Source organism: Acidobacteriota bacterium (genome assembly GCA_040752915.1).
Classification (GTDB): domain Bacteria; phylum Acidobacteriota; class UBA4820; order UBA4820; family DSQY01; genus JBFLVU01.
In genome coordinates this window covers 1-11569 of record JBFMHB010000040.1, presented here as the reverse complement: position 1 = coordinate 11569, position 11569 = coordinate 1, and the positions used below count along the sequence as shown (strand labels likewise).

At 66.7% G+C, this 11569-nt stretch carries 7 protein-coding genes; 5 read left to right on the top strand and 2 right to left on the bottom strand.

Features of this window, described 5'->3' with window-relative positions:
• Window positions 1–24: 24 nt before the first annotated feature.
• The gene (locus AB1824_08690; protein ID MEW5765043.1) at window positions 25–705 is read right to left on the bottom strand and encodes a response regulator; all 681 of its coding nucleotides are present in this window, start codon (window positions 703–705) and stop codon (window positions 25–27) included.
• A 299-nt stretch (window positions 706–1004) separates the two neighbouring features.
• Between AB1824_08690 and AB1824_08685 the strand changes: the two genes are divergently transcribed.
• Complete coding sequence (locus tag AB1824_08685; protein ID MEW5765042.1) at window positions 1005–4019, top strand: PAS domain S-box protein; 3015 nt, start codon at window positions 1005–1007, stop codon at window positions 4017–4019.
• Window positions 4016–4951, top strand: coding sequence for a hypothetical protein (locus tag AB1824_08680; protein ID MEW5765041.1), 936 nt, complete (start codon window positions 4016–4018; stop codon window positions 4949–4951). The genes AB1824_08685 and AB1824_08680 overlap by 4 nt, the downstream gene beginning before the upstream one ends.
• Window positions 4952–4955: 4 nt before the next feature.
• On the opposite strand, the gene AB1824_08675 is transcribed toward AB1824_08680, so the two are convergent.
• Window positions 4956–7004 carry an oligopeptide transporter, OPT family gene (locus tag AB1824_08675; protein ID MEW5765040.1) on the bottom strand — a complete coding sequence of 683 codons (2049 nt, stop codon included), beginning with the start codon at window positions 7002–7004 and terminating at the stop codon, window positions 4956–4958.
• A 177-nt stretch (window positions 7005–7181) separates the two neighbouring features.
• Between AB1824_08675 and AB1824_08670 the strand changes: the two genes are divergently transcribed.
• The 3 genes from AB1824_08670 to plsY all read left to right on the top strand — a co-directional run bounded on the left by AB1824_08670 (window position 7182) and on the right by plsY (window position 11067).
• Window positions 7182–8543, top strand: coding sequence for a hypothetical protein (locus AB1824_08670; protein ID MEW5765039.1), 1362 nt, complete (start codon window positions 7182–7184; stop codon window positions 8541–8543).
• A 65-nt stretch (window positions 8544–8608) separates the two neighbouring features.
• Complete coding sequence (locus tag AB1824_08665) at window positions 8609–10450, top strand: DegV family protein (protein ID MEW5765038.1); 1842 nt, start codon at window positions 8609–8611, stop codon at window positions 10448–10450.
• Window positions 10447–11067 (top strand): glycerol-3-phosphate 1-O-acyltransferase PlsY, encoded by a 621-nt coding sequence (gene plsY / locus AB1824_08660; protein MEW5765037.1) that lies wholly within the window; start codon window positions 10447–10449, stop codon window positions 11065–11067. Before AB1824_08665 ends, plsY begins: the two co-directional genes overlap by 4 nt.
• Window positions 11068–11569 lie beyond the last annotated feature (502 nt).

Here is an 11569-nt window from a genome sequence, read left to right as displayed (position 1 = left end):
CATGGCGTTCGTCCGCCCGATCGATCAGCGGCCGACGGGGGTCAGCCATCCCTCCATCACTTCTCCCAGACGCTCGAAGGGGATGGGCTTGGTCAGGAAGTCATCGGCCTTGAACTCTCGGAGGACTTCGATGCGCTGACTCTCGCGTTTGTAAAGGCCGGTCATCAGGATGATCGGGATGTCCCGCGTCTCCGGGTCCTCCTTCAGCCGCTTGCACATGTGCTTTCCGTCCAGCACGGGCATCATCTGGTCCGTGAGGACGAGGTCGGGCCGGTACTTCCTCGCGAGGTGGATGGCCTCCATTCCGTTCTTCGCCAGAACCACGCCGTAACCCAGGGCCACGAGGACCCGGTAGGCCACGAGGCGCGTGTCGAGTTCGTCGTCCGCCACGAGGATCAGCGGCCGGCGTAGGGGGTTCCCTTCCTCCATGGGAGGCTCCAACGTCGAGCGAAACCCTCTCTTGGCGAAGCGCCTGCGAAGCAGTTCCTCGGGCGCCGATTCCCAGAAGGTCCTCCGGAACTCGGGCCCTTCGCTGCAGAAACAGGTGCCGCAGTGCGGGCAGACGAACGTGGGGTTGTCGGTGATGCAGGTGCACCAATCGGACGCCGCGGCGTCGTACACGGATCCGCAGTGCGTGCAGAAAACGTCGTAGGCGCCCCCCTTCGCGGAAATTTCCGTGGCGAGGCCGGCGATTGCTTGGCTCATGGTTTCATTCCTCCCGAATCGTCCTGTGCAGGGACCGTGCCAAGACTCAGCCCGGGAGTCCAATCCTCAAGACGTTGAAAAATATGAAGTTGTCGATCCGTCTCGCCCGGGCTTTTTCTTCGTGTCTCGGAATCGAGAATGGGCCTGCGAGGGCTTGCTCGAAAATGAGACGCGTGAGCGGTCCTTTGTTTCCTCGGGCCTCGGCTGGAGGGGTGGAGGATGTGCTAAAATCGCCCCCAATCAGCCGCCGTCTTGGAAGGGACGCCGGGAGGCGGAACCGATTGGTCGACGGGAGACCCATGGACGAAGAGGCCGGCAAGGGCGGTGCGGGTTTCGCGGCGGGCGCGGCCTCTCCGTCAAGTTTTGGACCGGATTGGGTGGAGGCGGTCGGGTGGGGTGTGCTCGAACTCGGCCCCCGCGGTGTGGTGTCGTGGGCCTCGCCGGTCGCCGAGTCGGTTTTCGGGGCCGGCCCCGGCGGCCTCTCCGGCCGCCACTACACGGAAATTCTCTCGCCCGACTCCGCCCAGGACTTCTACGGCATCTTCCGGCGCGCCTACCGATCCGCCTCTCCCGTTGCCGCAAAGGGCCTGACCGTCATTCTCGCCGGGGGTGCGTCCAAGGTGGTGGACGTCCATGCGTCCGTCGTCTGCGGGGATTCCGGCGAAGTGCGGACCGTCCGGGGGATGGTGAAGGAGGTCGTTCCCGAGCCCCCCCGGGCCGGTCTGGCGGCTTTGGAAAGCCCGGCCCTTCAGGTCTGCCTCCTGAACGGCGAGGGTCGGGTCACCTTTGCCAACGCGGCGTGGAGAAAAGAGGACGCGGCGGGGTCCGGCCTGTGCGACACGGAGGAGGGCGGCGACTTCCTGGAGGCGCTCCAGCGCTCCCATCGGTCCGGACGTCCCTCCGCCTCCGACCTGGAGGAGGGTCTCCGGGGAGTGTTGTCGGGGCGACGATCCGGTTACTCCCTGGAGTACCTGTGTTCCTGGAAGGATTCTCCCTCCTGGCAATCGGTCACCGCCCATCCGCTGAAGGAGGGCGGCCCCGAGGCGGGCCTTCTCCTGGTTCGCAGGGACGTCACGGAGCGCAAACTCAACCAGCAGGAACTCCAGACCCTGTACCAAGCCTTGGACGCGAGCATTGACGGGCTCGCGCTTCTGAATCCCTCGGGGGAGTTCCTCTACGCGAACCCCGCCTTCGCCCACATCCACGGTTTCGAGGCTCCCGTGGATCTCGCCGGAAAGCGGTGGTCCGACCTCTATCCTCCCGAGGAATACACGAAGCTGAAGGACCTGGTGTTTCCCCACCTCAAGCGGGTGGGATACTGGTCCGGGGAATTGAGGGGGCGCAAGCAGGGCGGGGAGGATCTGTACCAGTCTCTGTCCCTCACGTATGTGGATCGGGGACGCCTCCTCATCTGCTCGGTCCGGGATGTGTCCGAACAGAAAGCGCACGAAGAGGCCTTGAGGGCCAGCGAGGAGGCCTTCCGCACCATCTTCGAGGGAGTCCGGGACGGAATCGCCGTGGTGGATCCGGAGGGCCTGACCATCAAGGCCGCGAACAAGGCCCTTGGAGGGCTTTTTGGGTATGCCTCGCCGGACCCGCTCTTGGGGAGACCCTTGCTGGACCTCCTGGCGCCGGAGGACCGACAGGGGGTCGTGGAGCGCGCTTCCCTAGCGCGGGCGGGTGGCCAGGCCTCCGTCCACCGCTGTTCCGCCATCCGTGCCGACGGGTCCGTCATCCAGGTCGACTGCAACGGGTCTTTCACGGTCTATCGGAATCGTGAGGCCTTCCTCCTCACCCTGCGCGACGTCACGGCCGAAGTGCGGGCCCTGTCGGCCCTGGAAATGTCGGAGCGGCGCCTTCGGGCCTTCTTCGAAGGGGCGCCGGACTCCATCTTCATCAAGGACGGGAGCCTGCGTTACGTCCAGGGCAACCCGGCCATGGCGCGCCTCTTGGGCATCCCCGTGGAGGAGATCCCCGGCAAGAGCGACATCGACCTGTTCGGTCCCGAAGTGGGCGCCCACATTCAGGAGGCGGACCGACGGGTCCTTGCAGGCGAGGCCTTGGAAGAGGAAGCCGTGAAGCCTGTGGCGGGAACGCTCCACTATTTCCACACGGTCAAGGTGCCCATCCGTGACGTGGACGGGCGGGTCGCGGGCCTGTGCGGCATCGCGCGCGACGTCACGGACCGGCGACGGGAGCAGGAAGCCCTCAAGGAGAGCGAGGCGCGCTTCCGCCACATCGTGGAGAGCGTCCCGGACTGCTATTTCTACGTCCACGACGAGGAAGGACGCTACAAGTACATTTCTCCGAACATCCAGGCCATGACCGGTTACACCCCGGAGTACTTCCAGGGTCCGCATGCGCCTCTGGCCACGGACCATCCCATGAACGCCGAGAGCGACCGGATCTCCGAGAGATGCCTCCGCGAAGGGGTCGCCCCTCCCCCCCTGCGATGGGAAATCCGTCACAAGGAGGGAAGGAAACGGATCATCGAGGCCTACGAGAGGCCCGTGTTGCGGGAGGGCAAGGTCGTGGAGGTCTACGGCCTGTGCCAGGACATCACCCGGCGCCTCGAGATGGAGGAGAGGCTTGCGCGGTACCGGGAGATGGAGCTGGCGGGCAGGCTGACCTCCAAGGTGGCGCGGGAGGTGGAAGAACCGATCATCGCCCTGGGAGTGACCGTGCAGGCCCTCCAGCGGAAATTGGGGAGCGGATCGCCTGCCGACGCCTACCTCGACGTCATGGCGGAGCAGGTAAAACGGCTGTCGGACCTCCTGCGCGACCTGACGGATTTGGGCCGGGAGGACGGCGCCTCCGAGAGGGAGTCCCGGCGGGTGGACTTCCTGATCCGCGAAGCCCTCGACGCCGTGGAGTGGGAGTTCCCCGGGGAGGGGAATAGAGTCCGGACCGGAGCACTCGGTGCTGGCCTCCGCGTGCGGGTGAACGGGCCGAGAATCGTGCGCGCCCTGGTCCACGTCATGGGGAACGCGCTGAAGTTCTCGCCAGCGGAGTCGCCCGTCATTGTGGAGGCCGAGAGGGCGGGCGGAGAGGCCGTCATCCGCGTGGAGGACCGGGGAAGCGGTTTCCCGGAGGGGATCCTGGAGCGGGCCTTCGATCCCTTCGTCTCCGCGTCCGGTAAGCGGGCCGGGCTGGGCCTGGCGATTGTCCTGAGGACCGTGGAGGACCACGGCGGCAAGGTGTGGATCCGAGGCAACGAGGGATTTCCCGGCGCGACCGTTCGCATCTCCCTGCCCCTGGCGGAGGAGGAGGGGCCGCGCGCGCCGGGCCGCTTGGAGGGTGAGGTGCGACGGTGAGCCGAATCTTGACGCTGGATTCCGCCGCGGCGGCGGGACGGGATTTCGTGTCTCACGTGGCCGGCATGACGGGAGGCAAGGCGACCCTGACCGGGGAGTTTCCCGACGTCTACGTCCTCGACCACCTCCTGCAGCCGCACTACGGCACGGAGAATCCATCCCCGGAGCTCAAGGATTTCGCGTTGAGCGCGGGCGTCTACCTGTCCCTCTGGCTGGGCCGTTTCTGGGCCTCCGCGGAACTGGCGCCCTACTGGCGGAATGGGGATCTGACCGAATGCGGCATGGGCGCCGCCGTCACGGCGCCGGGAGGGGAGAGCCTGGAATTCTTCGTGGCCTGTCCCTCCCACGTCATGGGCTTCGTGCAAGATCCGCCCAACCCGTTTCCCCAGTTCGCCGGGAGCTGGATGACGCCCCGGGAGGGGGACCCTCTTCTCCCCCGGTACCTGCTGGGCGCCGCCCTCCTTAGCCAGCCGCTGGCCGAAGGGACCTATCCCCAGGCTGCGCCGGGGGAGGGGCCCTTGGGTCCGGCGCACCTGCGCTTCTCCCTGGATCTCCTGGCCCGATCCTGCGCGCGCGACGTGGAACCCACCGACGGGGTGGCCCGACGGATTTTGGAGGACCTGTACGAAGCCGTGCTCTGGCCCCCCGTGGGGGCCTTCGGCAACGACTACGGAACGGAGAACTTGCGGGTCCTGGCCGGCAAAATCGCGGACGCGGGGCCGGAGAACCTCGAAGCCGTCCGGGGCGCGCTGGCGTCCATGGAGCGTGGGTGGACGGCCGACGGCTCCTACCTGGCGGGGCTCATCCTTCGAGCCCTGGACGGCCGCGAGGACCTGCCGGAGGAGAGGCTCGGATTCCACGTGCCCGAGGTCCGGGACGTCCTGAACGAGGCGTCCAAGATCCTGGAAAGGCGCGGCTTGAGAAGAAGCTGACGCCTCAGGGCGCGCTCTCCTTCTCCCTCCGCGCGTCCCAGAAGAGGAAGGCGGCGAGGGCCAGGAAGACCGCGAGCCCCACCCAGTTGCGGAAACTCTCGGTGAACAGGCCGGGCATCCAGGCCGCGAAGCCGAAGGTCTCGTCGTTCACGAACATCTTGGTGACGCCGTCGAAGACCCCCGCCAGAGCGCCTCCAGCGATGAACCCCGAGGCGAGCAGGATGGATTTGTCGTTCCAGACCTTGGCCCGCTTTTCGTCCTTCGTCGAATGCTGGATGAGCCACCCCACGCAGGCCCCGAGGAGGATGGGGCTGTTGAGTTCGATGGGCAGGTACATCCCGAGGGCGAAGGCGAGGGCGGAGATGCCGAGCATTGAGACGATCACCGCGATGACGGCGCCGACGCCGTAAAGCAGCCAGGGGACGTCCTGTCCGCCCATAAAAGCGTTGGCCACGGCGGCCATGGCACCGGCCTGCGGAGCCGGAAGCGGCGAGGCGTGCTCGGGAGTGGGGGTTCCGAAGCCATAGACCTTGGCGAAGAGCATGATGACGGCCGTGACGGTGAGGCTGGCCAAGGCGGACCCCGCCATATTGCTCCATTGGATGGACTTCGGAGTGGACCCGAGCCAGTGGCCGATCTTGAACTGCGTGACCAGGGAGCCCGACATGGAGAGAGCCGTGCAGACCACACCGCCGATGAGGAGAATGGCCAGCATCCCCGCCCCGCCCTTGAGACCCAGGGCGGCGAGCGTCACGGCCCCGATGATGAGCGTGGTGAGGGTCATGCCCGAGATGGGCGTGACGGAGATCATGGCCACGGCCCACGCCGAGACGGCGGAGAAGAGAAACACGATGAGGAAAGTCAGCCCGAGAGACACGAGGGCGAGGCCGAAGGCCCCCGGCTGTCCCTGGACGACCACCAGCCAGAAGTAGAGGAAGATGGCGACGGCCAGCGCCACGATGAGGGCGAAGACGGTGGACATCTTGATGTCGCGGTCCAGGCGGGAACCGCATTCGGCGCCCTCGTGCCTCTTGAAGAGCTGGGAGAGCACCTGCTGGAGGGCCTGTTTGATCACGCCCGACATCTTGAGGATGGAGATGACTCCTGCGGCGAAGATTCCACCGATGCCGATGTTTCGGACTCCAGGGTGCATCACGCCGGAAGCGTCCGTGAAGTTGAAGAAGATGTCCCGATAGGTTGCGGCGGCGTAGTCGGGGCTGATGGACCCGAAGAGAGGAACGAGGACGAAGTAGGAGAGCAGGGAACCGGCCATGATAATGGAGGCGTACTTCACGCCGATGATCACCCCGAGGCCCAGGACGGCCGCGGAGGTATTCATGGCGAAGACGCCCTTGACCTTCTGGGTGAAGCCCTGGAGGGCGGGTATGGAAGCCGTCGTGAACACGTCGCTCCAGGTCTTGAAGGCCAGCGCAAGGTAATCGAGGACGATGCCCAGGCCCAGCGCGTAGACAAGGACCTTGGCTTGACTCCCGCCCTTCTCCCCGGCCACGAGGATCTCGGTCGTGGCAGTACCTTCAGGAAAGGGGAGCTTGCCGTGCATCTCCTGGGTGAAGTACTTGCGGAAAGGAATCAGGAAGAGAACGCCAAGGACCGCTCCTAAAAAGGGGACCAGGAAGATCTGTAGGAAGAGTTCCAGGGACGTCTGGCCCTTGTCGAGGCCCAGCATGAAGATGGCCGGCATCACGAAGACCGACCCGCCCACCACGATCCCGGACGTGGCGCTGATGGCGAGGATGTTCACGTTTTCGATCAGGAGGCTCTTTCGGCGGGCCACGGCCGAAAAGCCGACGGCCAGAATGCTGATCGGGATGGCCGTCTCGATCCCCTGTCCCAGCTTCAGGGCGATGTAGCTCGCCGCCGCCGAGAAGATCACGATCATCAGGAGGCCGAACACGACGGACCGGCGGGTGACCTCGGGAACCCCCGTCTCCTGGTTCATGACCGGCGTGTACGTTTCTCCCGGATTCAACGCCCTGTAGGCGTTTTCGGGCAACTGGAGCGGCTGGGATCCTCGGCTTTCCTTGGCGCTCATGGCTCCCCTTTCCCTAGGGTCCGCCGGCTTCGGGTGCGCGCGGCGAGGACACAGCGTACCCGGTCGCGGGGCCTCTGGCAAGCGTTGAGTTGGCCTCCCGGCTGGATTATCTTACCTTCAGGCGGATCCAGCCTGAGCGGCCGAACGGGTGGAGCCCCACGGGGGCCGGAGGACAAGATGTCGCGACTCGCCCATCGGATCAATCTCCTCTTCTGGGGCCTTGCGGTGCTCGTGGTGCTGGCCGCCGCGGGCTGGGGCATCCACCTGTACAGGCTCCGGGTGGAATCGGACCGGGCCGCCGCGTCCGCGGCCGTCGAGAAGGGACGGGCGCTCCTGGAGAACCTCCGCTCCAGGGGCGCGGAGGTTCGCCATCGGGAATCCCTGGACGAGGCGGCGACCCTCCTGGCGCAGGCCGATTCGGACCTAAAAAAGGGCCGCCGGGTCCAGAGCCTCCGGGGGGCCGAGGAAGCGCTTCTCTTGCTGGAACCCGTGGCCGGCCGCCTGGATACTCCCCGGGCGGAAGCGATCCTGTCCGAAGGTGCGGGAAGGAGACGGGGCGGGTCCCCGGGAAGCGGCGAGGAGATCGGCGAAGGCGCACGGATCGGCGAGGGGGACACCGTGGTGGCCGATGGGGGGGAGCCCTTGCTCTTGACGTTCCCGGACCGCCAGACCGTGGACCTGCGGTCGGGCGGGGTGCTCCGGGTGGCGGCGCTCGGCGATCCCGACACCCCCGTGCGCTTCGCTCTCGAGTCGGGCGCCGCCCTTTTCCAAGCGCCCAGAGCCCTGTCCGAGAGGAGGGCCGCCGTGGTGGAGTGCGCGGGCGCGGAGGTTCGGCTTTCTCCGGGCGCCTTCGTGGAAGTCCGCCGGGAGGGCGGCTCCTTGGAGGTCGAGGTCCGCTCAGGGACTTGCGAGGTGGCCGCGGGGGGCGAGTCGCGGTCGATTTCCGCGGGCCTTCACGTCCAGCGGATTCGCGCCGGGGCGGGTGGCATCGAGGCAGTCGGCCGGGTCTTCGCCGCGCCCGCCGTCGTCGAGCCCGCGGAGGGCGCGGTGCTTTGGGCGCCTCCGGGGGGACGGGCGCCGGTCCGGCTCCAGTGGGAGGCCTCCCGCGCCGCCAATGTGAGGGTCCAGGTGTCCCGTTCGAGGCTCTTCGCCCGGCACGTGTCGGTGGATCGAACCGCCCCGGGGATGTTTCTCCAGGCCGGGGCCCTCGAGCCAGGGACCTACTACTGGAGGCTGCGGGCCGAAGGGGACCCGCTCGGCGCGTGGTCCCCGCCGTTTTCGTTCAAGGTCGTGGAAGAGTCCGCCTCGCCCGCACCGCCCGAGTGGCGTCTCGAGGCCGACGCGACGGGACTGGGAGACGCGGTGGTGGTGAGGGGGACCGTACGCCCTCCCCTCGCGGTGACCGTAAATGGGGTGGAGATACCCGTGGACGAGGACGGCGCCTTCATGGGGACCTTCCCGCTCAAGGGGAGCGTCGTGACGGTGTGTGCCTTCGACGCCGCAGGCCGCCGCCTGAAGTGGGAGAAGTCCCTGCGCTGATCCTGCGCAAACCTTGGCAGGAAAGGCCCTGTTGGTGTACAATCTCCTCTCGTTCGGGAGGGAGAATGACCTCGCGCCCCGCCGCTCGTGCCAAGGACGGCGCCGTTCAAATCCGCTACCTTGACGGGCTTCGGCTCCGACGGGCCGTTCTGGCGGGAATCCGCCGCCTCCAGGAACGAAGGGAGCAGCTCAACAGCATCAACGTCTACCCTGTTCCCGACGCGGATACAGGAACCAACATGGCCCTGACCATGGCCAGTGCCGCCGAGAGGCTGCGGCGCCACACGCACCGCTCCGTGGCGGATACCAGCCGGACGCTGGCGGAGAGCGCCATCCTGGGCTCTCAGGGGAATTCCGGGGCCATCCTCGCCCAGTTCCTCAAGGGGCTCGCCGATGGTCTTCGAGGGCGTGTGCGGGTCAGCACGCGGGACTTCGCGGAGGCCGTCGCCCGGGCCCGGACCTCCGCCTACGCCGCCATCGCGAAGCCCCGGGAGGGCACGATCCTCACCGTCATCAAGGACTGGTCCGAGCACATCCATGCGGCCCCGCAGGATTCAACCGATTTCGCGGTGCTCCTGCGGAGCGCCCTGGCCCGGGCCAAGGAGTCCCTCCGCCACACGCCCGACCAACTCGATGTCTTGAAGGAACATGGGGTGGTGGACGCCGGAGCGCAGGGATTCGTGCATCTCCTGGAGGGGATCACGGATTTCGTTGAGACCGGAGACCTTCGCGCCCCGGAAGGCTCCCGGGAGGTCATGGCGGAGGCTGCTCCCTCGGAGCCCTTCGCTTACTCCCACGGCAGGGTGGACCTCGCCTACCGCTTCTGCACCGAGTGCGTCGTGAGAACCCAGGGAGACGTCTCCCCCGCCCGGGTTCGCGAACTGCTGGAGCCGATGGGAGACAGCCTCGTGGTGGTCTCGGGGGATTCCCTGTTCAAGGTCCACCTCCACACGAACGAACCTCTCCGGATGTACGAGGCTCTCGCGGCGCTCGGGACCCTCGCCTCCAAGAAGTGCGACGACATGCAGACCCAGCACGAGGGGGCCCTGGCCGACCCGGCTCGCGTGGCCATCGTCACGGACTCGGCCTGCGATCTTCCCATGGAGTACATCCGCAGGAATTTCATCTCCATCGTTCCCCTCAAGCTGTTGTTCGGGAGCGAGGTGTTCCTGGACAAGATCGAGATCTCCCCGGCGGAGTTTCTGCGGAAGTGCCGGAGGAGTCCCCACCATCCCACGACGAGCCAGCCCTCCGTGCAGGACTACCTCAAGGCTTACGAGGAGGCGGGCTCGCGAAAGCCGGAGATCCTCGTCATATGCCTCTCGGGGGCCATCAGCGGGACCTTCCAGGCGGCGCAGACGGCGGCCTCCCAGTTCTCGGGTCCTCCCGTCCATGTGTTCGACAGCCGGACGGTGACGGTGGCGCAGGGCCTCCTCGTCCAGCACGCGAGAACCCTGGCGCTGGCGGGGGAGGATGCGGCCTCCATCGCCGCGAAGCTCGAGGAGATCAAGAGGCGGGCGAAGGTCTTTGTGTCTTTGAAGACACTCGAGTTCCTCCGCCGCGGCGGGCGCATCAGCTCGTCCCGGAGCCTCGTGGCCACCCTTCTCAACATCCGGCCCTTGATCTCCCTGAACGAGGAGGGGAAGGTCTTCAGTCCCACCAAGGCCTGGGGGCGGTTCGGGGTGCGGCGCAAGGTCCTCCGAATGGCCCGGCAGGAGTGGGAGAAGTACAAGCGGTTCCGGGTGGCCGTCGCCCACGTGGACGCGCCGGGAGAGGCGGACTACTACGTGAGACGGATCGAGAAGATCACGGGCTTGAAGGACATTCCCGTCGTCGAGGCGACGGCGGTCCTCGGCGCCCATGTGGGTCCCGGCGCCGCCGGCATCGCCGTCCTGGGGATCGAGTGACCACGTTCCTGAGCTTCCTTCTCATCGCCTCCTACCTGGCGGGGTCCTTTCCCACGTCCATTGTCGTGACCCGGCTCTTTCTCGGCGTCGACGTTCGCCGGCACGGAAGCGGCAATGCCGGCGCGACGAACGTGTTGCGGGTGGCCGGCTGGAAAGCCGCCCTTCCCGTCGCCCTCGTGGACGTCCTGAAGGGATTCGCTCCGGCCGCGGTGGCGCTCTGGGGCCCCTGGGATCCCGAGGTGTCTCGCTCCGTCGCCGCCAACCTGTGCGGCGCGGCCGCGGTGCTCGGGCACGTCTTTCCGATCTGGGCCGGGTTCCGCGGCGGAAAGGGAATCGGCACGTCCGCGGGTGCTCTGTTGGCGCTGCACCCTGCCGCCGCAGGCGCCGCCGTGGTCCCGTTTTCGGCGGCCCTCGTCGCCACGCGGAGCGTTTCGGCGGGCTCCGTCTCCGCGAGCCTGGCCCTCCCCCTCCTCGTGATCCTCCTTCGCGGGGAGGGCTGGGCCAGAGATCACCGCGCCGAATTCCTCCTCCTCTTTCCCTGGTCCCTCGCCCTCGTCCTCTTTCATTGGAAGAACATCCTTCGACTCCTCGAGGGCCGCGAGAACCGCATCTTCTGAATCGCGCGTCGAAACCGCCTCGGAGGCCGGGGCCCGGGTCCCCGCCATCCGGCTCCTCCGAATCTGGCGAGTCCGCCTTTCCGGCGGAACCGCACGGGTCACCAAGGAATTCTTCTCGAACGGAAAACCGCCAGGCCTCCGGAGCGCATGCGGAACCGCGCCACTCCATGCGCAGGCTCTCAACCATATCTAGTAGGCACCCCGAATGAGGCTGTCACATATGGCCCACGATCCTCCTTCCCTCCTCACGCGATGCGAAGTCGCGCCCCACTAAAAATTGCGCTGCACTTTTTTTCAGCACAACTTCTTGACACCTGATTGAAGGAACGCTATATTATTCACAACACCAGGTGTTGTGCATCCGTGAGTGAGGCTAGGATATGTTGGCGCGTTTCCTTCCTTAAGGAGGTTCGAATGGCGGAGAAAGTCGAGAAGAAGGTGGCGAAGAAGCCCGCGGCGAAGAAGCCTGCGGCGAAGAAGCCCGCGGTGAAGAAGGCGGCCA